General features: G+C 54.0%; 25 protein-coding genes. 19 read left to right on the forward strand and 6 right to left on the reverse strand.

Features of this window, described 5'->3' with window-relative positions:
- A partial coding sequence (locus ACTF5M_RS08575; protein ID WP_438960606.1) for a cytochrome P450 occupies positions 1 to 1,182 on the forward strand: 1,182 nt, incomplete at its 5' end.
- Positions 1,183 to 1,199: 17 nt separating this feature from the next.
- Here ACTF5M_RS08575 and ACTF5M_RS08580 read toward each other — a convergent pair.
- Positions 1,200 to 1,661, reverse strand: a complete 462-nt coding sequence (locus ACTF5M_RS08580) for an Lrp/AsnC family transcriptional regulator (protein ID WP_391482406.1) — start codon at positions 1,659 to 1,661, stop codon at positions 1,200 to 1,202.
- 142 nt (positions 1,662 to 1,803) lie between these two features.
- Here ACTF5M_RS08580 and cysG point away from each other — a divergent pair, with 142 nt between their 5' ends.
- The 5 genes from cysG to ACTF5M_RS08605 are packed head-to-tail and all read left to right on the forward strand — an operon-like array spanning position 1,804 to position 6,519.
- Complete coding sequence (cysG, locus tag ACTF5M_RS08585; RefSeq protein ID WP_438960607.1) at positions 1,804 to 3,207, forward strand: siroheme synthase CysG; 1,404 nt, start codon at positions 1,804 to 1,806, stop codon at positions 3,205 to 3,207.
- A complete protein-coding gene (locus ACTF5M_RS08590) occupies positions 3,204 to 3,506 on the forward strand; it encodes a DUF2849 domain-containing protein (RefSeq protein WP_438960608.1) in 303 nt (100 codons plus the stop codon). The genes cysG and ACTF5M_RS08590 overlap by 4 nt, the downstream gene beginning before the upstream one ends.
- Entirely contained in the window at positions 3,506 to 5,170 is a 1,665-nt protein-coding gene (locus ACTF5M_RS08595; protein WP_438960609.1) for a nitrite/sulfite reductase, read from the forward strand. Before ACTF5M_RS08590 ends, ACTF5M_RS08595 begins: the two co-directional genes overlap by 1 nt.
- A 12-nt stretch (positions 5,171 to 5,182) precedes the next feature.
- A complete protein-coding gene (locus ACTF5M_RS08600; RefSeq protein WP_438960610.1) occupies positions 5,183 to 5,593 on the forward strand; it encodes a DUF934 domain-containing protein in 411 nt (136 codons plus the stop codon).
- A gap of 50 nt (positions 5,594 to 5,643) precedes the next feature.
- Complete coding sequence (locus tag ACTF5M_RS08605; protein ID WP_438960611.1) at positions 5,644 to 6,519, forward strand: ferredoxin--NADP reductase; 876 nt, start codon at positions 5,644 to 5,646, stop codon at positions 6,517 to 6,519.
- A gap of 84 nt (positions 6,520 to 6,603) precedes the next feature.
- Here the strand turns inward: ACTF5M_RS08605 and ACTF5M_RS08610 are convergent, their stop codons facing one another.
- The gene (locus ACTF5M_RS08610; RefSeq protein WP_438960612.1) at positions 6,604 to 7,449 is read right to left on the reverse strand and encodes a hypothetical protein; all 846 of its coding nucleotides are present in this window, start codon (positions 7,447 to 7,449) and stop codon (positions 6,604 to 6,606) included.
- Between the two features lie 313 nt (positions 7,450 to 7,762).
- Between ACTF5M_RS08610 and infC the strand changes: the two genes are divergently transcribed.
- The 3 genes from infC to ACTF5M_RS08625 all read left to right on the forward strand — a co-directional run bounded on the left by infC (position 7,763) and on the right by ACTF5M_RS08625 (position 10,644).
- Entirely contained in the window at positions 7,763 to 8,221 is a 459-nt protein-coding gene (gene infC / locus ACTF5M_RS08615; RefSeq protein WP_244888299.1) for a translation initiation factor IF-3, read from the forward strand.
- A gap of 185 nt (positions 8,222 to 8,406) precedes the next feature.
- The gene (locus ACTF5M_RS08620) at positions 8,407 to 9,645 is read left to right on the forward strand and encodes an acyl-CoA dehydrogenase (RefSeq protein WP_438960613.1); all 1,239 of its coding nucleotides are present in this window, start codon (positions 8,407 to 8,409) and stop codon (positions 9,643 to 9,645) included.
- Positions 9,646 to 9,771: 126 nt separating this feature from the next.
- The gene (locus tag ACTF5M_RS08625; RefSeq protein ID WP_438960614.1) at positions 9,772 to 10,644 is read left to right on the forward strand and encodes a phosphoadenosine phosphosulfate reductase; all 873 of its coding nucleotides are present in this window, start codon (positions 9,772 to 9,774) and stop codon (positions 10,642 to 10,644) included.
- 144 nt (positions 10,645 to 10,788) lie between these two features.
- Here the strand turns inward: ACTF5M_RS08625 and ACTF5M_RS08630 are convergent, their stop codons facing one another.
- The 3 genes from ACTF5M_RS08630 to ACTF5M_RS08640 all read right to left on the reverse strand — a co-directional run bounded on the left by ACTF5M_RS08630 (position 10,789) and on the right by ACTF5M_RS08640 (position 11,875).
- Complete coding sequence (locus tag ACTF5M_RS08630) at positions 10,789 to 11,019, reverse strand: hypothetical protein (protein ID WP_438960615.1); 231 nt, start codon at positions 11,017 to 11,019, stop codon at positions 10,789 to 10,791.
- A gap of 177 nt (positions 11,020 to 11,196) precedes the next feature.
- Entirely contained in the window at positions 11,197 to 11,610 is a 414-nt protein-coding gene (locus tag ACTF5M_RS08635) for a lysozyme inhibitor LprI family protein (RefSeq protein WP_438960616.1), read from the reverse strand.
- A complete protein-coding gene (locus ACTF5M_RS08640; protein WP_438960617.1) occupies positions 11,603 to 11,875 on the reverse strand; it encodes a hypothetical protein in 273 nt (90 codons plus the stop codon). Before ACTF5M_RS08640 ends, ACTF5M_RS08635 begins: the two co-directional genes overlap by 8 nt.
- Before the next feature lie 179 nt (positions 11,876 to 12,054).
- Between ACTF5M_RS08640 and pyrC the strand changes: the two genes are divergently transcribed.
- The 3 genes from pyrC to ACTF5M_RS08655 all read left to right on the forward strand — a co-directional run bounded on the left by pyrC (position 12,055) and on the right by ACTF5M_RS08655 (position 15,515).
- Complete coding sequence (pyrC, locus tag ACTF5M_RS08645) at positions 12,055 to 13,098, forward strand: dihydroorotase (RefSeq protein WP_438960618.1); 1,044 nt, start codon at positions 12,055 to 12,057, stop codon at positions 13,096 to 13,098.
- A complete protein-coding gene (locus tag ACTF5M_RS08650) occupies positions 13,099 to 13,782 on the forward strand; it encodes an orotate phosphoribosyltransferase (protein WP_438960619.1) in 684 nt (227 codons plus the stop codon).
- A gap of 218 nt (positions 13,783 to 14,000) precedes the next feature.
- Complete coding sequence (locus ACTF5M_RS08655) at positions 14,001 to 15,515, forward strand: replicative DNA helicase (RefSeq protein WP_438960633.1); 1,515 nt, start codon at positions 14,001 to 14,003, stop codon at positions 15,513 to 15,515.
- A gap of 8 nt (positions 15,516 to 15,523) precedes the next feature.
- Here the strand turns inward: ACTF5M_RS08655 and ACTF5M_RS08660 are convergent, their stop codons facing one another.
- The gene (locus ACTF5M_RS08660) at positions 15,524 to 16,159 is read right to left on the reverse strand and encodes a TetR/AcrR family transcriptional regulator (RefSeq protein ID WP_438960620.1); all 636 of its coding nucleotides are present in this window, start codon (positions 16,157 to 16,159) and stop codon (positions 15,524 to 15,526) included.
- Between the two features lie 119 nt (positions 16,160 to 16,278).
- On the opposite strand from ACTF5M_RS08660, the gene alr reads away from it, so the two are divergent.
- The 7 genes from alr (at position 16,279) to ACTF5M_RS08695 (ending at position 21,856) form a co-directional block, all read left to right on the forward strand.
- Positions 16,279 to 17,316 carry an alanine racemase gene (gene alr / locus ACTF5M_RS08665; protein ID WP_438960621.1) on the forward strand — a complete coding sequence of 346 codons (1,038 nt, stop codon included), beginning with the start codon at positions 16,279 to 16,281 and terminating at the stop codon, positions 17,314 to 17,316.
- 20 nt (positions 17,317 to 17,336) lie between these two features.
- Positions 17,337 to 18,101, forward strand: a complete 765-nt coding sequence (locus ACTF5M_RS08670; protein ID WP_438960634.1) for an MlaE family ABC transporter permease — start codon at positions 17,337 to 17,339, stop codon at positions 18,099 to 18,101.
- On the forward strand, positions 18,098 to 18,838 hold the full coding sequence (locus tag ACTF5M_RS08675) for an ABC transporter ATP-binding protein (protein ID WP_438960622.1): 741 nt from the start codon (positions 18,098 to 18,100) through the stop codon (positions 18,836 to 18,838). The genes ACTF5M_RS08670 and ACTF5M_RS08675 overlap by 4 nt, the downstream gene beginning before the upstream one ends.
- Before the next feature lie 120 nt (positions 18,839 to 18,958).
- Positions 18,959 to 19,399 carry a paraquat-inducible protein A gene (locus tag ACTF5M_RS08680; RefSeq protein ID WP_438960623.1) on the forward strand — a complete coding sequence of 147 codons (441 nt, stop codon included), beginning with the start codon at positions 18,959 to 18,961 and terminating at the stop codon, positions 19,397 to 19,399.
- 30 nt (positions 19,400 to 19,429) lie between these two features.
- Positions 19,430 to 20,794, forward strand: a complete 1,365-nt coding sequence (gene radA, locus ACTF5M_RS08685) for a DNA repair protein RadA (RefSeq protein ID WP_438960624.1) — start codon at positions 19,430 to 19,432, stop codon at positions 20,792 to 20,794.
- A gap of 24 nt (positions 20,795 to 20,818) precedes the next feature.
- Complete coding sequence (locus tag ACTF5M_RS08690; RefSeq protein WP_438960625.1) at positions 20,819 to 21,379, forward strand: CvpA family protein; 561 nt, start codon at positions 20,819 to 20,821, stop codon at positions 21,377 to 21,379.
- 93 nt (positions 21,380 to 21,472) lie between these two features.
- Positions 21,473 to 21,856, forward strand: coding sequence for a response regulator (locus ACTF5M_RS08695; protein ID WP_438960626.1), 384 nt, complete (start codon positions 21,473 to 21,475; stop codon positions 21,854 to 21,856).
- Position 21,857 lies beyond the last annotated feature (1 nt).

Genomic DNA, 21,857 nt, shown 5'->3' on the forward strand with positions numbered 1-21,857 from the left:
TTAGTCATCGCAATGAAACGTATCTCGCAGTCCCTTACTGACCCCGCCCTCAACGCAGCACCCTACCCGTTCTATGACCGCCTTCGCCAGATGGGTGATTTGGTGTATTGGGAGGAGTTCGACATGCTAGTGGCCAGTAGCCATACGGCAGTATCGGCGTTGCTGCGCGACAAAAATTTTGGCCGTGAAGGGCCCACGTTTGACGTACCAGATCATCTAGAGGCATTTTACGCTGTGGAAGCCCACTCTATGCTGGAGCTGGAGCCACCCCGCCATACCCGTCTACGTAAATTAGTCCTGCATGGGTTTACCTCGCGCAGGATCAAAACACTGGCACCGATGATCGAACAACTGGCAACACAAAAGATTGATGCTTTTCCGCAAGGGAACTTTGACATCTTGGAACACTTCGCCACCCCAATTCCCGTTTTGGTCATCGCCCGCCTTTTGGGTGTGCCCGACAGCATGGCAGATCAACTTTTGCGGTGGTCACACGCCATGGTGGCCATGTATGTGGCGGGCCGCACCCGTGAAATCGAAGAGCAAGCGGCCCAAGCCGCAACACAATTCACAGAGTTCATGCGCAGCTACATCAATGAGCGCCGCGCAACGCCCGCAGATGATTTGATATCAGAACTGATCGCAGCGGAAGAAGACGGCGATAAACTCTCGACCGACGAGATGATAACCACGTGTATTTTGCTGTTGAACGCAGGGCACGAGGCAACGGTTCATTCGCTTGGGAACGGCATCAAGGCATGCCTTGAAACGGGACATACCCCGAATGAGAGCGCTCCTATCGGCCCCCTTGTGGAGGAAATCCTACGGTTTGATCCGCCTTTGCACATGTTCCAAAGATGGGCGAAATGCGACGTTGAGGTATTTGGCCATGACTTCAAGAAAGGCGATGCCGTTGGACTGCTGTTAGGCGCCGCCAATCACGACCCGAACGTCTACAAAGACCCACATGTTTTTCAACCAAACCGGCCCGGCAAAGTGCACACATCTTTTGGAGGCGGCATTCATTTCTGCGTCGGCGCCCCGCTTGCACGGCTGGAAATGGAAATTGCGCTTGGAACGTTGTTTCAACGGTGCCCTGATCTGTGCATCGCGGAGCCACCAGAATATAAGCCGGCATATCATTTCCATGGACTCAGCAAACTAATCGTATGTGCTGACTAAGCGGCTTTGCGCACCAGTCACAGCGGCAGAGCACTGGTTGATTTGATTTCCTCCATGCTTAAAAGCGCCGTGACATTAAATACGCGCACTTCGCTGATAAGCGCCTGATAGAACGCATCATAGGCGCGCGCGTTTTGCACACGTACCTTCAAAATGTAGTCAATATCCCCTGCAAGCCTGTGCGCTTCTTGCACCTCGGGACGCTCTTTAAGCGCCTTGAGAAACGCCGCTTGCCACTCGGCTTCATGCTCGGACGTGCGGATCAACACAAAAAAGCACGCCTCAAAACCAAGGGCATCCGCATCAAGGCGCGCGGTCTGTGTGCCAATGACGCCTGCGTTGCGCATTTTGCGAATCCGGTTCCATACAGGTGTCTTGGAACTGCCCACTATTGCGGCAATTTCATCAAGTGACAGGCTCGCGTCCTGCTGCAACTGTATGAGAATTTTCCGGTCTAGGTCGTCTATCTGAACAGCCATCTGCTTTTTCCTGTCAAGTTACTAAATATTTCCACACAGGTTTAATATACAGAACGTTCGTTCTTAGTATAGCCGCCATATAGCAAAATAGTGGGAAAATATACTATATTGAGCGGTAGTTGAGTAGCTGGAGCACCGCCCCATGAAACATTTTCCCATATTCGTCGCCGTCGAAGGCCGTCGGATTGTCTTGTCCGGTGGCGGTGAAGAAGCCATAGCCAAGCTGCGGTTATTGCTGAAAACAGAGGCCAATTTAACAGTCGTGGCAGAAGACGCCGCATCAGAAATTCGCGCGTGGGCCCAAGAAGGGCGACTGACATTGATCAGCCGCGCGATGGAGCCCGGAGACGCCATGTGCGCAGTCCTGTTTTACGCGGCAAACGGTGACGACGCCGAAGATGCACGGGTGGCCGCACTTGCCCACCGTGATGGCGCACGCGTGAATATGGTCGATAATTTACACGGCAGCCAATTCATCACACCGGCGATCGTTGACCGTGATCCGGTTACCATCGCCATCGGCACCGAAGGCGCAGCACCGGTTTTGGCCCGCGCAATCAAAGCGGATCTGGAAGCGAAGCTCCCTGCATCTTTGGGTGTGCTTGCACGGATAGGTAAGTCCTTCCGCAGTGCTGTTGAGGCCCTACCGATGGGTCGTAAACGGCGCGATTTTTGGTCAGAGTATTACTTTAATAAAGGCCCTCGAGCCATTGAAGAGGATGGTGAAAGCGGCGTTCAGCCGGCACTTGAAAACCTGCTTGATACTTACTTAACGGATACGCGCGAAAAAGCAGGCCATGTTGACCTAGTCGGCGCTGGCCCTGGCGATCCTGACCTGCTGACCTTAAAAGCGCGCAAGGCTTTGGATAAGGCAGACGTCGTGATTTATGATCGCCTCGTAAGCGCAGAAATTCTTGAGCTCGCACGCCGTGAAGCGGTCATGATTGACGCCGGGAAAGAAGGTTTCGGCAAGGCGATGAGCCAATCTGAAATCAACGATCTAATCGTCAGCCACGCCAAAGACGGTCACCAAGTTGTGCGCCTCAAGTCCGGTGATCCGACAGTTTTTGGGCGGCTGGATGAAGAAATTGACGCATGTGACGCCGCGGACGTGTCTTGGCGTATCGTGCCCGGTATTACGGCCGCGTCTGCTGCCGTTGCTGGCATCGGCCAAAGTTTGACGAAGCGTGATCGCAACGGGTCCGTGCGCTTTATCACAGGTCACGACATGAAGGGCTATGCGGATCACGATTGGCGTGCGCTTTCACATGCAGGCGAAGTTGCTGCAATTTACATGGGCAAACGCGCGGCGCGGTTCGTGCAGGGGCGCCTTTTAATGCATGGCGCGCACCCGGAAACGCCCATCACCGTCGTCGAGAACGTCAGCCGCGTGGAACAACGCACACTGACCTGCACGCTCGGGACGCTTTCCGATGACCTTGAGACAGCCAACTTAAAAGGTCCCGCGCTTATGTTGCTTGGCCTCGCACCACGCGCCGCTTTGCAAGTGGCACAAGATATTTCCATACAGGAGGTGGCCCAATGAGCCGCAGCTTCACCCCAAAAGTTATTACCGCCAACGCGCTTCTTGAAGGCGATGTCATCTATTGGTCACCTGAAGGGACTTGGGTTCGCACATTATCAAGCGCCGAAGTGTTTGAAGATGAAGCCGTTGCACAAGAACAGCTTTTGACCGCAAGCAGCCAGCCCGCAGTCGCGGTGGGTGTATACCTCGCGGATGTTGCGATGACGGACGATGGCCCTGCCCCAACCCATTTCCGAGAAGAATTCCGCACACGCGGCCCATCCAATTACGCACACGGCAAGCAAGTGGAGTTGTCATAATGTATCGGTACAACGATTTTGACGCGGCTTTCGTCGCAGAACGGAACGCCCAATTTCGTGCACAGGTTGAACGCCGTATTTCTGGCGCGCTCACAGAGGATGAGTTCAAACCACTTCGCTTGATGAACGGTCTCTACCTGCAACTGCACGCCTATATGCTGCGCGTTGCGATTCCCTACGGTACGCTAAACGGCGCCCAAATGCGCCAACTTGCGATGATCGCCGAGACGTTTGACAAAGGGTATGGTCACTTCACCACACGCCAAAATATCCAGTACAACTGGCCAAAACTAAGGGACGTCCCCGACATCCTTGACCGTTTGGCCGAGGTAGAGATGCACGCACTACAAACAAGCGGCAACACCATTCGTAACGTCACCGCAGACCACTTTGCAGGCGCTGCGGCGGATGAGGTGGAGGACCCGCGCCCAACAGCGGAGCTGCTGCGGCAGTGGTCAACAGATCACCCCGAATTTCAATTTTTGCCGCGCAAGTTCAAACTTGCCGTGACCGGCTCTGCGGCAGATCGCGCTGTCATCCGTGCGCATGATGTTGGTATCCAGATCGTCGAAAAAGACGGCGAAATCGGCTACAAAATTATTGTTGGCGGCGGCTTGGGCCGCACCCCGATGATTGGCCAAACACTTGCAGAGTTTTTGCCCAAGACTGATTTGCTGCCGTTTGTTGAAGCCACGGTCAATGTTTGGAACCGTCTTGGACGCCGTGACAACAAATACAAATCACGCATCAAAATCACAGTTCACGAGCATGGCATCGATGACATCCGTGCCCGCGTCCTTACACGTTTCGAACAAATAAAACCTACATTCAAAGGTTTCGATCGGGATTTATTTGCACAAATTCAACAAAACTTTGATACGCCGGCCTATCGCAATGCGCCCATTGATGCGCACACAGCCATGCGTCAGGCCAACCCCGCTTACGCAAGTTGGTCGGACACAAATATCACCGCACACAAAAACGACGGCTACGCAATTGTCTCGATCAGTTTGAAAAAGCACGGCGCGACACCGGGTGACGCATCTGCAGATCAAATGCGCGCCATGGCGGAGTTGGCAGAAACTTATGGACATGATGAGTTGCGCATTAGTCATGAGCAGAATGTGATCTTGCCCCATGTGCACCAATCAGACCTGCCCGCCATCTATGCAGCCTTGCGTGAGGCCGATTTGGCGACAGCAAACATTGGCCTGATCAGTGACATTATCGCGTGCCCCGGCATGGATTACTGTGCGCTTGCGACTGCGCGCTCGATCCCTGTTGCGCAAGAAATTGCGGAGCGCTTTGACGAGTTGAAGCTTGAGCATGAAATTGGCGCGCTAAAGATCAAAATCTCTGGCTGCATCAACGCCTGTGGTCACCACCACGTGGGCCATATCGGCATTCTGGGTTTAGACCGCGCCGGCGTCGAAAACTATCAGATCACCTTGGGCGGTGACGGGTCCGAAGATGCGGCCATCGGTGAGCGCGCAGGTCCTGGCTTTAGCGCCGAGGCACTTGTGCCAGCGATCGAGCGGATCATCGAGACATACCTCGATGTGCGCAGCGAGAAAGCCGAGACATTTTTACAAACATACCGCCGTGTTGGCATGGGGCCGTTCAAAGCGGCACTTTATCCCGACAGCAAAGCATCAGCGGCATAAGGACTTGATATTATGACAGTAATTGTAATCGACAGCGGCTTTGCCGCGGACGACTGGAACGGCGGATTTTGCATGCTCGATAGCCTGCCTGCAAATGAGTGCGCAGGCGTCGACCTGCCCTCAGACGCTGAGCCAGAAGACCTGCGCACGCGTCTTGATGGGCTAAGCCTAATCCGCGTGGATTTTCCCAGTTTTGCGGACGGGCGCGGCTTTTCCATCGCCGCTGAATTGCGTCGCATGGGCTACAAGGGGCGTTTGCGCGCCAAGGGTCATGTGATCTCGGATCAATATGCAATGGCCCGCCGCGTTGGTTTTGACGAGGTCGAAATTGATGACGCGCTCGCCGCCCGCCAACCCGAAGCGGAGTGGCTTTTTCGCGCAAACTGGACCAAGCACGACTACCAAGCCCGCCTGCGCGGCTAATCAGCGCCTTTAACTGATCCAAATCAACGACTATGACAGGACACGTGGGCATGACCCGCGTAATGACACTTATGAATGATCGAACACCCATGACCGACGCCCCCGCCGCAAAGGCCACACCAACCCTTCCCGACGCGCAAGTCGTGACAGCCGTTAAGCATTACACAGACCGGCTGTTTTCGTTCCGTGTCACACGCCCTGCGTCGCTTCGGTTTCGCTCTGGCGAGTTTGTCATGATCGGCTTGATGGGCGATCCAGACCCAAAAACCGGCAAACAGCGCCCGCTCTTGCGCGCTTACTCCATCGCCTCCCCCAGTTGGGACGAGGAGTTGGAATTCTACTCTATCAAAGTGCAGGACGGACCGCTGACCTCGAAACTTCAGCACGTTCAGGTAGGCGATGAGATCATTTTGCGACCCAAACCTGTAGGTACGCTTGTTCACGATGCCCTGCTGCCAGGTAAGCGACTTTGGTTCTTTTCAACAGGGACCGGCTTTGCGCCTTTCGCATCTTTGCTGCGCGATCCGGAGACCTATGAACTTTATGACCAAGTCATCGTCACGCACACCTGCCGCGATGTGGCCGAGCTTACCTATGGCGCAGATCTGATTGAGAGCATCAAAACAGACCAGCTACTGGTCGAGCTGATTGGTGAAGAGAACCTTGCCAAGCTGGTTTACTATCCGACCACTACCCGTCAGGAGAGCCCAAAGATGGGCCGCATCACCGATCTATTGAAGGACGGCAAAGTTTTCAAAGACCTCGGTATTGAAGACGGTCTGTCAGCCGAAACGGACCGCGCCATGGTATGTGGGTCTATGGGGCTTAATGTGGACATCAAAGAAATCCTCGAAAGCCACGGGCTTGAGGAAGGTGCTAATTCTGACCCTAAACACTACGTGGTTGAAAAAGCGTTTGTTGGCTAATTAACATTCAAAACTATCAATAAGTCGTTGTTAAAAAAGGCCGCTGAGTTCTGCGGCCTTTTCTATTTTAATCATCAAAACGGCTTATCCGCCAATCTGTGCTTTGATGGCATCGATGACTTGATTGGCCATTTCAGGATTATTTTCAGCCTGCTCAATCAGAGTTTTCAGCGCTGTTTTCGCAAATCCTGAAATATCAGAACCCTCAACAAGTTGCAGCGCCGCGTCCGTATTCAGCCCTTCAGCCGTTAGCAGATCCTCCAGTCCGACGGGATCAACTTCAGCACTCGGTGTCGCCTCTACGGTCGCTTCAGGAGCCGCGTCAGTTGCTGTCTCTACCGCTTCGCTGGTCCCTTCCACAAGTTGCGACACACCGTTTGCTGCGTCCTCAACAACATCCGTAGTCGTGTCAGAAGCTGCATCCGTGGACTCTGCAGCCACATCTGCCACGGCGTTGCCCGCGTCAGACGCAGCCTCGGTTGCGCTTTCCAAAAGAGTGGCAGCACCCTCTGTCGCTTCGGTCACTGTACCGGAAACAGCGTCAGTCGCCGCTTCGGTCAGATCAGCCGCCGCATCTGTCCCGTCACCCGCAAGCCCCAACGCATCGGATACCGCATTTTCCGCAGCTTCTTTTGCAGCTTCCACGGCTTCTTCTGCTTTGGCTTTTGCCGTGTCCACAGCATCATCCACAGCCGTTTTGGCTTCTTCAACAACACTTTCAACCGCCGTGGTCGCACTGTCTGTTGCAGAAGTTGCCGTTTCAGTAACAGCCGTTGCGCCCTCGCTTACGGTTTCGGTTGTTGTTTCAACAGCGGTTACAGCAGTCCCCGTCGCACTATCCGCAACCTCTTCCACGTTTGAGCCAGACACCCAAACATAGCCCGCCACCGCAATCACCACAGCGCCAGCACCCAATACTAATTTATTCATTTGCGTCACGTCCCCATTCACAAAACACTCGTTAACTTCGCACAGAAGTGCCCAACACATCGCACGCTCACGCCAGCTTGAAAAGGACACAAGCCACAAAACGCCACAACAGCCGAAAATACGCCAAACACCCTTTGCAAACACCCATTTGCCGCTTGAAGCGCGCGACTTTAACGCCTAGTTTGCGCAACTAGAAATTACGACCAACCATTTAAGGAATGAACCCATAGCCCGCAGACCACATAATGCGCCTCCACAGCGCGACACCGGCCCCCGCGTCAATGACCGCATCAAAGCACTCGAAATTCGCCTGATTGGCGCTGATGGTGAAAACGGTGGCGTTGTTTCACCCGCGAAAGCCATGGCATTGGCCGAAGAAGCTGGTCTCGATCTGGTTGAGATTTCGCCAAACGCGAACCCACCTGTCTGCAAGATTATGGATTTCGGCAAGTATAAATACGAGCTGCAAAAACGTGAATCCGAAGCGCGTAAGAAACAAAAGACGATTGAGATCAAAGAGGTCAAGTTCCGTCCGAACACTGACACCAATGATTACAGCGTCAAAATGCGTAATGTTTTTAAGTTTTTGGAAAACGGTGACAAAGTAAAAATCACGCTGCGTTTCCGTGGCCGCGAAATGGCGCACCAAAACCTTGGACGTGAATTGCTTGAGCGCGTTGCAGAAGACACAAAAGAGCACGGCAAAGTAGAAAACTTCCCAAAAATGGAAGGCCGTCAGATGGTCATGCTTATCGGACCTATGCCGAAATAAGCGATGCGTTTATCTGCGATTTAACAGACCGCAACATCTAATACCAAGCCCCCAACGCCAACCGCGTGGGGGCTTTTTCTTTGTGCTACATTTGTCCCATTCATGGTCCATTCGTTGCGCTTGCTGTCCGCTGGCTGCCACACTAGGCTAACGCCAAAGATCACATCTGATCTGTGGAGGCCCCAATGAACGCGCAACACCCCGTCGATCCAATCCAGTCACACCCCGCAGGTCACGGCCCCGAACTTAGCCGTTTTGACTGGGCAGATCCGTTTTTGTTGAATGCGCAGCTGACCGAAGAAGAGCGTATGCTGGCAGAAGCGGCAGAAACATTCGGCCAGAACGCCCTCGCCCCGCTCGTAACAGACAGTTACCGCGACGAAAGTTTTGACCGTTCACTCTTTGAGAAAATGGGCAGCGCGGGCCTTCTTGGTGCAACTATACCTGAAAACTACGGCGGGCTTGGTGCTGGCTACGTCAGCTACGGATTGATCGCACGCGCCGTTGAGCGGGCCGACAGCGGCTATCGCTCCATGATGTCCGTGCAGTCATCCTTGGTGATGTATCCGATTTTTGCCTACGGAACCGAAGAACAGCGGCAGAAATACCTGCCTGGCCTTGCGGCGGGAACAAGAATCGGGTGTTTCGGTCTGACCGAACCGGACGCAGGAAGTGATCCCGCTGGGATGAAAACCACAGCCGTAAAAACACCAACAGGCTACCGCCTTAATGGTGCAAAGATGTGGATTTCGAATGCCCCAGCCGCTGATGTTTTTGTTGTTTGGGCAAAATCCGAAGCCCACGGCGGCAAAATTCGTGGCTTTGTATTGGACAAGGGAACCAAGGGTCTCAGCGCGCCTGTGATTAAAGGTAAGCTGTCGCTTCGGGCCTCTATCACAGGTGAAATCGTGATGAGCGATGTAGATGTGGGCGAAGACGCGTTGCTACCGAATGTTGAAGGCCTCAAAGGACCGTTTGGCTGTTTGAACCGCGCGCGCTATGGAATTTCTTGGGGTGTGATGGGCGCTGCCGAGGCATGCTGGCACGCAGCGCGGCAATATGGTTTGGACCGCCATCAGTTTGGACAACCACTAGCGCAGACGCAACTTTTCCAGAAAAAACTGGCTGACATGCAAACAGAAATCGCGCTTGGCCTGCAAGGTTCGTTGCAATTGGGCCGCATGATGGATGGCGGCAGCGCAAGCCCCGAACTGATCAGCATGATGAAGCGAAACAACTGCGGCAAAGCGCTGGATGTGGCGCGACACGCCCGCGACATGCACGGGGGTAACGGCATTTCCGACGCCTTCCCTGTCATGCGCCACATGGTTAACTTGGAATCTGTGAACACTTATGAAGGTACGCACGATATCCATGCGCTTATCTTGGGGCGTGCCCAAACGGGGCTTCAGGCGTTCTTCTAGGGGCGGTTAACGCAAGCTTAACCCTCTCAAAAAGCGCACTGTGGCTCCGCATTTTCGCCCTATTCGACAGGTAGCTCCAGCCCAACACCGCCTTTCGCCGAAGGGCAAGACTGGCCGGAGCACACCATGCAGGACGACGCGAACCTTTTTCGCCCCCCGCTAAGCGATTTGTCCCTCAACGACTGGACCCAAGCGATGCGAAAGTTGGGCCGACAATATGGGATGTATGAGGAATTGGGCCAGCAGCACGCAGCCCTATTCGTCGATGATGACCCGACGTTACTTGTTACATTTGAAGCCGTCGAGCACATTCGCAACACCTACGAGTCTGGTGAGCCCGTTGGCTTTGAATTGGTCCGTGAGGCGGGTTGGTCGCATCTGTGCTTGCTTACATCGGCTAATACATGGTTTCGCGATGCCGCCGTTTACGCGTTTTTTGAAAAATTAAGCGATGACGGCTTTTTTGACGCCTACGACCGCGTGATCTTTTACGGCGCTGACATGTGCGGTTATGCGGCCGCTGCCTTTAGCGTCGCCTCCCCCGGCGCCACTGTCATCTGCCTGCAGCCGCATGCCACGCTTAATCCGCGCATCACTGGATGGGACAAGCGCTTTGCCCCCCACAGGCGGCTAAGTTTTGAGGACCGCTACGGCTATGCGCCCGATATGATTGATGCCGCCGAAGATGTATTTGTTCTTTATGATCCGTCGGTCAGGGATGAATTTGCGCAGGCGTCGCTTTTTCACAAACCGCGCACGACCATGGTGCCTTTGCGCCACATGAGCGATGACTTAGAGGCCGATTTGATCGAGATGCAGGTTCTCTACCGCATGCTGGCACAAGCGGGCACCGGCAAACTGAACAGACAATCTTTGCATAAACTGATGCGCCTACGCCGCAGGCATGTGCCTTGCAAAACTCTGCCGCGCTATCGGCCAGCACTACCGTATGCCGATCGCGCGCCGCAGACTAAGCGCGTTGATGGACAAGGGCATTGACCTACCCGATCCTTTGCGACCGCCGCGCTAGCGGCAGGTCACGCGCTTTAAGCTCAACGTTCCTCACAGGGACAGCTGAAAAGAGAAAGGCCCCGCACAGAATGCAGGGCCATAAAAACTTATAGTCAGGAAACGAGTTAGTAATCAGATGTAGTAAAGATCGCGGAAAACATGCAGCGCGATGGTGTCGCGTGTCATACCAAGTGCGGCAAGTTCTTCGTCAGTTTTGGCACGCAACTCATCCATTTTGGCCACACGACCTTGCACATTCAAAGACACCTCACGTGCAACTGCGATAGATGTAAAGAACGATCCGATTGCGGCAAAAAAACCAGTGCGAGGGGCGGATGCGACGGTATCAGTGTAAAAAGCCATTTCGATATTCCTACTATGAGCTGCGTTGTCTGTTGGATAAGAATTAGACAAATGCTGCAGCGCAGAGTAGCCGGTAAATCCGCAATCCCGCCATGCACCTGACGCAGGGCTGATACTTACCTGTTTGATTTCACTTCGTTTTAGAAACGACAGCTTCAGGTACCAAATGCACTAACCCTACATCACATCGAGAAACAGCGCCAAATCATCGGCACGCTGGCGGGTCAAATACATCTTGCAGCCGAGATAAAGCTGTCCAGAAATACTATCGCCTTGGGCAGTTGCAGCCTCGGACGCACAGGCCAGATCGCGGTATTTGATCCACGCGCGCTGTGCCTGACGCAACAGGCGAGCTGTCTCATCACTTTCAAGGTTTTGTGCGCGCTCCATCGCACCTCGATACGCCAAGTTTAGGCGCGCATCTTCACGTGCCAAGGCCTCTCCTTCACAATATGTCATTTCCAATTGGTTTTGAGGATCATCACAGTTTACATCAGCGCCGTAAGTCTGATCCGCTTGGGCATTATGTGGAACCAGACCAAAACCACCAACAACAAGTGTCAATGCACCTACGCGCGCGGCATTATTCACCTGACTGGAATCCTGCAATTATGCGTTGCCCGTAACGCCCGATCAGCGTGCCGAGCGCCAGCAGGAATGCAGAAGACGAGATATCGAGCAGCCCGCAAATAAGCGATGCCCCAATCATCAGGACCAGTACAGAGACCACGTCCATTTCCGCCGGCTCAAGTTTCAGTTTGATCAGGCTAATTTTCTCAATCGCTGTCCGAAGCGGCTGCTCTACACGCGGCACGGCAAGTCCGCAGCCAATTCCAAGCAAAAATGTTAACACCATATTCTCAACCTCACGCGTAACTCATAAACTCAACACCAAAATGACCGACACAGGCCCACGGGTCCAGATCAGGCCGCCTGCAATAAGCGTATTATCACCGATTGCATACAGCCGCTTCGCTGCATCACCCTATTCAATTCTACTGGCCCTTTGGTGGGGTTTTGATGTATCGCGCCTGCATGAGCACTTCATTGACCATCCGCCGCCCCGACGACTGGCACCTGCACCTGCGCGACGGCGCAATGCTTGAAGCCGTCTTGCCCGAAACAGCCCGCCATTTCGGGCGTGCGATCATTATGCCGAACTTGGTTCCGCCAGTGGTGACGGCAGATGACGCACACGCATACCGTGCGCGCATCATGAACGCCTTGCCAGCAGGCATGCACTTCGATCCGCTGATGATGCTTTATTTGACAGAACAAACCGATCCGGCCGATGTTGTAGCCGCCTACAAAGCAGGGCTTATCACAGGCGTGAAGCTCTATCCCGCAGGCGCAACAACAAACTCGGCATCCGGTGTGCGTGATATGGACAAAGTGCGTCCTGTTCTTGAAGCCATGGCCGAAGCTGGTGTGCCCCTATGCTGTCACGGTGAGGTCACTGATGCGGACATTGATATTTTTGACCGTGAAGCAGTTTTTATCGACCGCATTCTGGAGCCATTGCGCCGCGATGTACCGCAATTGCGTGTCACAATGGAGCACATCACAACCTCAACAGCCGTTGAATATGTGCGCAGCGCGGACAAAAATCTTGCGGGTTCCATCACAACCCATCACCTAATCATTAACCGCAATCACATCTTGGTTGGCGGGATCAAACCGCACTACTACTGTCTGCCTGTCGCCAAGCGTGAAAGTCACCGCGTCGCATTGGTAGAGGCCGCTACCAGCGGTGATGCACGGTTCTTCTTGGGCACAGATTCAGCACCTCATACGGATCCAAACAAAGAGCAGGCCTGTGGATGCGCTGGCGTTTTTTCTGCGATCAACACGATGTCATGCCTCGCCCATGTTTTTGAAGCCGCGGGCGCGCTAGATAAACTTGAAGCATTCGCCTCGCTCAACGGTCCTTTGCATTACGGCCTGCCAGCAAACGACACGACAATTACGCTGACCAAACGCGATACGCCCGTTGGTTATCCTGAAAAACTGAACACCGGCGAGGGTCCCGTTACTCTCTTTAATCCGGGCTTCCCCCTTCACTGGCATATTGAGGCATAGATGATCCCTTCTTCCTTCCCCGACAGCACTGAAATCGCCCGTCTCACAGCACGTATGTTGTTGGAAATTAAGGCTGTCCACTTTAACGCAGCTGAGCCGTTCAAGCTGGCATCAGGGCTTCCGTCCCCCACATACATTGATTGTCGCAAGCTTATCAGCCACCCGCGCATCCGCAGCACGTTGATGGATTTCTTGGTGGTCGAAACCATGCGCACCGCAGGTTTCGAGGCATTTGATAACATTGCCGGTGGGGAAACCGCGGGCATTCCTTTTTCGGCCTTAGTAGCCGAGCGCATGGCACTTCCAATGACCTACGTGCGTAAAAAACCCAAAGGATATGGGCGCAACGCTCGAATCGAAGGCGACATGAGCGGGGGCCAACGTGTGCTTTTGGTCGAGGATCTGACAACCGATGGGGGCAGCAAACTGTCTTTTGTCGACGCGATCCGCGAAACTGGCGCCAGCTGTGCGTGGACTGCGGTAATTTTCTACTACGGCATCTTTCCCGAGACAGAAAAAACACTTGGCGATCATGGGGTTGGTCTGATCAGCCTGTGTACTTGGTGGGATGTACTGGCCGAGGCAAAAGCCCAAGGTGCATTCGACACTGCCACTTTAACCGAAGTTGAGGCATTTTTGAACGCCCCACGCGAATGGCAGAAGGCCAACGCCGACAAAGTCTAGCACACCTTTTTTCGCGCTATCTTACGACACTACACACGCAGATATAGCGGCGCAGATTGCTTGCGCCGCTATATTTTGTTAGGGATGAGTTATTCACAGAATTATACAATTTGCCCTCCCCGTGCGGGTTCGGCAAAACGTACGCAGTGAGAGGCTAAGGCTCTGTGAGAGCAGCATCTAAGTGGGATTGACACGCTGCGACAGCAGTTGGGGGAATGATGAACGAGATATCGAACATGGGCCAAGTGGTCCCCGTTGCTGCGCAAAATGATGACGCTGGCGCGGACGCAGGACTTTTGCCGCACTCGATTGAGGCTGAACAGCAGCTGTTGGGCGCGATCCTGACCAACAACGATATCTTTGACCGTATCGACGCCATTCTAAACCCAGAGCATTTTTACGACCCGGTTCACACGCGCATCTATGAAACGGCAAAGGCACGGATTACCAAGAATGCGCTTGCGTCTCCCGTTACGCTCAAATCCTTCATGGAAGATGACGAAGGGCTAAAAGAACTTGGCGGCGCAACGTATTTGGCCAAGTTAGCGGGCGCGTCCGTTGCGGGCTTTGCCGCGCGCGATTACGCGCAAATGATTTATGATCTGGCGATCCGTCGTGAGTTGATCAGCGTAGGCCGCGACATTGCTGCGAAAGCGGGCAAAGTCGATGTGGACAGCGAGCCCAAGGAGCAAATCGTCGAAGCCGAGCAAAAGCTCTACGCACTTGCCGAACAAGGCCAGGCCGAACAGGGTTTTCAATCATTTTTGAAAGCCGTCACCGACGCGGTGAATGTCGCAAACGCCGCCTATCAACGCGAAGGTGGCATGGCCGGGATCAGCACGGGTCTGGTCGACTTGGACAAAATGTTGGGCGGCTTGCACCGTTCAGACCTGCTCATTTTGGCCGGACGCCCCTCGATGGGGAAGACATCACTTGCCACGAACATCGCGTTCAACATCGCCAAAGCTTACCGAAAAGGCATCACGCCCGAAGGACATGAAGGCGCTGAAGATGGTGGGGTTGTGGGCTTTTTCAGCCTCGAGATGAGCGCAGAACAGCTGGCGTCGCGTATTTTGTCGGAAGCGTCTGAAATCCCGTCGGAGCAGATTCGGAAAGGCGACATGACAGAAGGCGAATTCCGCCGTTTTGTTGATGCCGCCAAATCGCTTGAGGCCTGCCCGCTTTATATTGATGACACACCTGCCCTGCCCATTTCGCAGCTTGCCGCGCGGGCGCGCCGCTTGAAACGGACACATGGGCTGGACGTGATCATCGTTGACTACCTGCAGCTTCTTCGGCCCGCGACTGCAAAAGACAGCCGCGTGAACGAAGTCTCCGAAATTACTCAGGGTCTTAAAGCAATTGCTAAGGAGCTCGATATTCCGGTCATCGCGTTGTCACAATTGTCGCGACAAGTGGAAAACCGTGAAGATAAGCGCCCTCAGTTGTCTGACCTGCGCGAATCCGGCTCAATTGAGCAAGACGCCGATATCGTTATGTTTGTGTACCGTGCCGAATATTACAAAGAGCGTGAAAAACCAGCGGATCACGAGCTAGACAAGATGGCTGCGTGGCAAGATGAAATGTCACATCTTCACGGCAAAGCAGATGTCATTATCGGCAAACAGCGCCACGGTCCGATTGGCGATGTGCACTTGTCATTCGAGGGTAAGTTCACACGCTTCGGCAACCTTGCCAAACCGTGGCAAGGCGACCAAGGCAGCGAATATTAATCAGCAGCTTAGCTCATCACATTTGTTGGTGATCGATCATTTGTGATCACCGCTTTGATCTGTGTGATAAGGCCCGAAATGCGCGCGATAACAACAACATCATCCAGCCCTGCACTTAGGGCTGGCGTGTCATCACCCCGTGGCCACAGCGCATCGACCAAAACGCGCCCATAAAACGCCCCTGCATCGCTGCCCTGATCTACAAAATCAGCCAGAACATCTGCTACATCTTCTTTCAATGCCTCAATTGCGCCCGTTCCACGCACCGCATCAGAGCATAAAAGCGCACGCTCACTCGACAACATGCAGCGATATTTCAACAGCGCTACCAAAACATCATTAATGCCTTCTGCTGCGCGCAACTTGGCAACCATCGCATCATGCTTGGGACGGACAATATCAGCTGCAAGCGCACCTAAATCCGAAAAATGGCGGTAAACTGTGGCACGACCCAGGCCTGAGGCTTTCGCAACCTCTGTCATCGTGCGCGGAACATCGCCCGCTGCTGACATTTGCATCACATTGCCAAGGATGGTCTTTTTGGTTCTCAGTTTTGCTGAACTCACTCCCTCCACGCTTAGTACTGCGGCGGGAACCGCGATTGAGGCAGGTGTTTGGCTTGGAAATTGCGTAATTTGCGACATGAGGCCACTCCGTTCTGGTGTGCTTTGTCAGCAACCTAAGCCGCAAGCAGTTAAGCATCCGTAAATGCCCGTCCCTATTTGGCCTTGACCTTACCCGTCAGCTTAGGCACCCGTTCACTATGGCTACAGGAACTCTCATGATATCGCTGGACGCAGTCGTCCAAAACTGGCGCGCGCTGGATGCAATGTCCCAATCGGGGGTGCAAACCGCAGCCGTGATTAAAGCGGATGGCTACGGGCTTGGCTCGGACCGCGTTGCAAAATCCCTCGCCAATGCGGGTGCAAAGACGTTTTTCGTAGCCACTGCACAAGAAGGCGCGAAAGTGCGCCAAGCGCTTGGACCGGGCCTCGACATCATGGTCTTTGGTGGGCACATGCGCGGCGATACAGACATTATCAATGATCTGCACTTGACGCCTCTCCTCAACAGTGTCGAACAACTCACCCGCCACTTTGAAGCGCTGCCATCCGCACCCTTTGGCATTCAGCTTGATAGCGGGATGAACCGGCTTGGCATGGAGCCCGGCGAATGGGCCGCTGTGCGCGACGTTGCCCTTGGTCAAGGCCCCGCCTTAGTGATGAGCCATCTGGCATGTGCGGACGAGCCTGATCACCCGATGAACTATTTTCAATGCGACGTATTTTTGGAGATGACCGCCGGTGTCCAAGCCCCCCTTTCGCTTGCAGCTACTGGCGGCACGTTACTTGGGCCAAAGTTTCACTTCGACATGGTGCGCCCGGGTATCGGGCTTTACGGCGGACAGCCTTTCGCAGATGCCACACCAACGGTGCATTTATCACTGCCAATTATTCAGGTGCGCGATGTTCTTGAAGGCGAGGCCGTTGGATACGGCAATGCCTATATCGCAAAATCAGCACGCCGCGTTGCCACTGTCTCCGCGGGTTATGCTGACGGGTTGATCCGCGCTATTGGAAACGATGCAAAAGTATATGCTGGGGACAAGATGTGCCCTGTGATTGGACGCGTCTCAATGGATTTGATCACCGTGGATATTACTGATCTATCCGGCAGCCCCGATGCGCTTGATATTTTGTGTCCGCACCAGACAGTTGATGATTTGGCAGACAGTGCTGGTACCATCGGCTATGAAATCCTGACCTCGCTCGGGCATCGGTACGAAAGACGCTACGCGTGATCTGGTCAGCCACATCACTTTTGGGCAGCACAGGCCGCGCAGTTCTAAACGCGATTGGCGCGATTGGTGCGGTCGCTCTGTTTGCTGCACAAACAATCGGTCACATTGCACGCCCTCCATTTTACTGGCGTGAATTTGTCTCAGCCTGCATCACCATTGGATATTTTAGCCTGCCTGTTGTGGGACTAACGGCGCTGTTTACGGGTGGGGCCCTTGCGCTACAAATCTATGCAGGGGGCGCGCGGTTTAACGCAGAAGCCGTGGTGCCGTCGATTGTCGCCATCGGAATGGTCCGCGAGTTGGGCCCCGTCTTGGGCGGTCTTATGGTTGCCGCGCGTGTTGCCTCATCGATTGCCGCCGAAATCGGCACAATGAAAGTAACCGAACAAATTGATGCACTGGTCACCCTGTCGACCAACCCGATGAAATACCTCACAGTCCCACGGGTTCTGGCAGCCACACTGAGTGTGCCTGTGTTGGTGCTTATCGGTGACATCATCGGGATTATGGGCGGCTATCTTGTTGGCACAAGCAGGCTTGGGTTTAACGCAGCCGCGTATTTACAAAACACCGCTGATTTTCTGGAGTTTTGGGACATTGCAAGCGGCCTTGTGAAAGGCGCGGTTTTTGGGTTCATTGTCGCATTGATGGGCTGCTATTTCGGAATGACTTCGGGGCGCGGCGCGCAAGGTGTAGGTGCCGCAACAAAGGCGGCCGTAGTGGCGGCAAGTGTGCTTATATTAGCTGCTAATTACATTCTAACAGAGGCGTTTTTCACAGCATGATCCGCCTTAAAAATGTCCATAAATCCTTTGGAAACAATGCCGTACTCAACGGAGTTGATCTTCATGTCCCTAAAGGGGAAAGCATGGTGATCATTGGTGGTTCAGGCACAGGCAAGTCTGTCACGCTGAAATGTATTCTTGGGCTGGTAACACCCGATATCGGCACCATTACGGTGGCCGACAAAGATATCAAAGACGGCGACCGTGATGCACTGCTGTCGCGTTTCGGAATGCTGTTTCAGGGTGGCGCGCTTTTTGACAGCATGCCGGTTTGGCAGAACATCGCTTTTCGGCTTATTCAATCGGGCGTCTCAACCGAGGAGGCCCGCACGTTGGCAATTGAAAAGCTACGCCGCGTTGGCCTCAAACCTGATGTGGCGGACCGGTTTCCAGCCGAGCTTTCCGGCGGCATGCAAAAGCGCGTGGGGCTTGCGCGCGCCATCGCCGCTGACCCCGAGATTATTTTCTTCGACGAACCAACCACAGGCCTCGACCCAATCATGGCCGGCGTAATCAACGATTTGATCCGCGAAATTGTCGTTGAGATGGGCGCAACCGCGATGACCATCACCCATGATATGTCATCAGTCCGCGCCATCGCCGACCGCGTTGCAATGTTACACGACGGGACTATCAAATGGACCGGCACTGTTGTGGAAATGGATACGACAGGTGATCCTTACGTGCATCAGTTTATCAACGGACGAAGCGAAGGTCCCATTGCGGCAATTCGTTAGCCTGCGCTACTTTTGAAGCGAATTATGACGCGCCTGGAGAATATGTTAATATCAGCCATAGGCTTTGAGCCGTCTTTTCAGTGACGAACTAAATCGATCAAGGCGGAGGTTTCGAGTGTGATGAAGGTGTTGATTGCCGCAAATATCCTTTTGCTGATCCTGTTCCCCCTATCGTGGTTTGCACCGCTCATGCGTGCAGGTCTGCTGCCGCTGTTCGGTCTTAACGAAATTTCACTTTGGTCGGGCATTGCAAGCCTTTGGCAGACCGATGTGCTTCTTGCTTTGGTTGTCATCATCTTCGCGATCATCGCCCCAATCGCAAAAACGCTAGGCCTATTGCTTATTCAGTTGCGCATCATGGCACCAACCGCCCTGCCCTTGATCGGCGTGTTGGGCAAATTTGCGATGGCAGATGTCTTCTTGATCGCGCTCTACATTGTCTTGGCGAAAAGTGCGGGCTTTGGGCGTGTTGAACCGGCTTGGGGATTATATCTTTTTACAGCCACAATCCTCGCCTCATTATGCATGTCCATTGCAACCGCGCGCAGCTTGCGGCACTAACGAAACGCAAAGGCTTGCAAAGGACGTAACATGGCCAAATTAGCCAGTTTTCGCTGTACATCATGCGCCGCCGTCACGTCCAAATGGTCGGGGCAGTGCGACAGCTGTGGCGAGTGGAACTCGATTGAGGAAGAAAAGGCTCTGTCCACGGGGCCTGCCTCCAAATCCCTTGGCATGCGCCGTGGCAAGGCCTTGAACCTAACAGATCTAGCAGCGCAAGACACACCTCCCGCGCGGACTTTGTCGGGCGTAGAGGAACTTGACCGCGTTTTGGGCGGCGGATTGGTTGAGGCCTCTGCTCTGCTTGTGGGCGGCGATCCAGGCATCGGTAAGTCAACACTTTTGCTGCAAGCGGCGGCAAGGTTTGCGCGCAACGGCCTCAAGGTTGTCTACGTCTCGGGCGAGGAAGCAGCAGGACAAGTCCGTATGCGCGCTCAGCGTCTTAAACTTACAAGCAGCCCTGTCTTATTGGCGGCTGAGACAAACCTGCGCGATATTCTGACCACCCTAGAAGACGAAAAGCCTGATCTGTGCATCATCGACTCAATCCAAACAATGTGGGCCGATCACGTTGAGGCAGCGCCCGGGTCAGTCAGTCAAGTGCGGGCAGCGGCCCATGAGTTGACTAGTTTCGCCAAGCGTAACGGCATCGCCGTGATCATGGTCGGTCACGTCACTAAGGGCGGGCAAATTGCCGGGCCGCGCGTTGTTGAACACATGGTGGACACGGTGCTTTATTTTGAGGGCGAGCGCGGTCACCCGTTCCGGATTTTGCGCGCCGTTAAAAACCGCTTTGGCCCAGCAGACGAGATCGGTGTTTTTGAAATGACGGGCCGTGGTCTTGCGGAAGTCAAAAACCCCTCTGCTCTTTTTCTATCGGAACGGGGCAAACCAACACCGGGCTCCGTTGTTTTTGCGGGTATAGAAGGCTCACGGCCCGTTTTGTGCGAATTCCAAGCGCTCGTGGCCCCTTCTCCGCACGCCCAACCCCGCAGGACAGTTGTGGGATGGGACGGGGGCCGCCTTGCTATGATTTTGGCCGTCTTGGAGGCGCGCGCAGGCGTGCCGTTCACCGGACTTGATGTGTATCTCAATGTGGCCGGTGGGATGCGCGTGACCGAACCCGCAGCAGATTTGGCCGTGGCCGCCGCTTTGGTGAGTGCACGGGAAGACGCAACATTGCCCGCAGACAGTGTCATATTTGGCGAAATCAGCCTGTCAGGTGCGCTCAGACCGGCCTCTCAAACCGAAAATAGGTTGAAAGAAGCCCAAAAACTTGGTTTTAGCGGTACCATAACGGCGCAAACTGCAAAACCACCTGCGACACAGGGTATGGCGCTGCGGCAAATGCCAGATCTAGCGAGTTTCGTGACTGAAATCTTTGGCGACAGGTAACGCCAGCAAGAAGGAAAAGTGTAAATGGACGGATTCACTCTGATTGATGGAATTGTAGCACTTGTGATCGTGGTTTCCGCGTTGCTTGCATACTCCCGTGGCTTTGTCCGCGAGGCACTTTCCATCGCAGGTTGGATCGGAGCTGCTATCTTGGCGTCTGTTTTTGCCTCACAAGCTGAGCCATTGGTCAAAGAACTGCCCGTCATCGGTGGATTTATCGGTGAAAGCTGTGAGTTGGCGATCATCGCCGCTTTTGCAGCCGTGTTTGCCCTTGCTCTTGTGATCATGTCGATCATCACGCCGCTTTTTTCATCTCTTGTGCAGCGATCTGTTTTGGGCGGGCTTGATCAGGGCATCGGCTTTTTGTTTGGCGTTTTGCGCGGCATCGTTTTGGTGGCTGTCGCGTTCTTTGTCTACGACGTGGTGCTAACCAGTCAAAACCTCGATATGATCGACAACTCCCGCTCGGCTGCCGTGTTTGGAAAGCTTACAGGGCAAGTCGAGGAGCGCAATCCAGAGCAAGCATTGGGCTGGGTTACAGCGCAATATGAAAACCTTGTCGGGAAATGCGGCGCCGCCACTTAAACCCCACGATATTTACTTTTTGTAAACCGTTTAGGTTTCGTTCATACAAATCGCGTTATGTGTATCTGACAGCTTATTTAGTCGGTGACAGTAATGAATGTTTTGGTTCTCGAAGATGCACAAGAATTACGTAAGGTTTGGTGTGATTTCCTCGAGGACGAAGGACACACCGTAACGGCGGTCGACAACGCCGAAAGCGCGATGACGGCAATGCACGAGCAACCCTATGATTTGCTTATGCTCCACCTGCATTTGGAACGCGGCACCTCAATCGGTGTGTCACATTATGCCCGCATAGCCCTACCCGAGTGCCGGATCATTATGATCACCGGCGAAAGCGTTTTTACACATGGCAACCACATGGCCGAAATGCCGGGGGTGGATTGGCTTTTACGCAAACCCGTTTCCCTTCCGGATCTTGCAGCGCTTATTGATTACGCGGCGATGTCGCAATTGCCAAAATCTGAGCGGGCTTAAG

Origin of the sequence: Nereida sp. (assembly GCF_965655635.1) — a bacterium.
Classification (GTDB): Bacteria; Pseudomonadota; Alphaproteobacteria; order Rhodobacterales; family Rhodobacteraceae; genus Nereida.